Below are 900 nucleotides of genomic sequence, written 5' to 3' on the forward strand. Positions count from 1 at the left end.
CGACGAGCCCTCCCGGACTCCCCCCTCCCCCGGCGGCGGCGAGCGCGGCGGCAGTAGGCGCCGCCGGGCCGGAGGGCCGAATCACTCCGTCCACATTCCACGCCGACAGCAGATCGACACCGTTCGCGCCACCCAACGCCGATGTCGAGACCACCCGGTACGGGCTGGGGATGTCCAGGTCGGCGAGGTTGGCGTCCATCACGGCGGGGCTGTAGACGGTGTTGACCGTCGCTCGTGCCTGCTCTTCCGCGGCGGCCTGGGCTGCCGCCATGACGGCGGCGGTGTGAGCGGTCGGCGGGCCGTGGACGCCGTCGTATCCCGGGGTGTTGAGCTGGGCGGCCTGGAGCGACGCGGACTCCTCCCCGATTCTGGCCTTGGTGGTGATGAAGCCGTCCTCGGCGGTGCTCGCCTTGGTGGCCACTACTTCGAGGACCGTGGCCAGTCTGTCGACCGATTCGGTGAACGATCCCACCGAGGTGCTGGCCTGGCTGGCGAACTCACCCTGCCATTGGCTGCCCAGCGCGTCGCCCAAACCGCGTCGCAGGTCAGCCGCCGCTGTGCGGAGGCGTGTCGCGACGGTGCTGACCCGATCCCGGACGTCGTGGAACTGGGACGGGTCCAGAGCCTGAGCCCCGGACACCAGCCTCTCCAGTGGGGCTCCGGACACCTCCTCGGGACCCACGCGGTCATACCCGCGCGGCACACCGAGCCCTTCGGCGGCGTCCAACATCGTGAGGGTCGCCCCGATCGAGCCCATCAATCCCAGACTCTGCAAACCTGCCGGCTCCTGCGCCGCCTTCCCCAGCGCGGCCGCCACCGCCTCGTCCTGTGCCTCGATCAAACCGGCCCTTCCGGATCCGGAGTGCGTAACTGGGGTTCGCCGGTGATGCGGTGAGGCAC

1 protein-coding gene is annotated in these 900 nt (G+C 70.7%); it reads right to left on the bottom strand.

The genetic code is table 11. The features are described 5' to 3' along the window. Positions 1 to 841, bottom strand: an 841-nt coding sequence (locus tag IY392_RS18600; RefSeq protein WP_194862020.1) for a WXG100 family type VII secretion target, incomplete at its 3' end; no start/stop codon positions are given. Positions 842 to 900 lie beyond the last annotated feature (59 nt).

Origin of the sequence: Dietzia sp. SYD-A1, from assembly GCF_015356725.1 — a bacterium.
Classification (GTDB): Bacteria; Actinomycetota; Actinomycetes; order Mycobacteriales; family Mycobacteriaceae; genus Dietzia.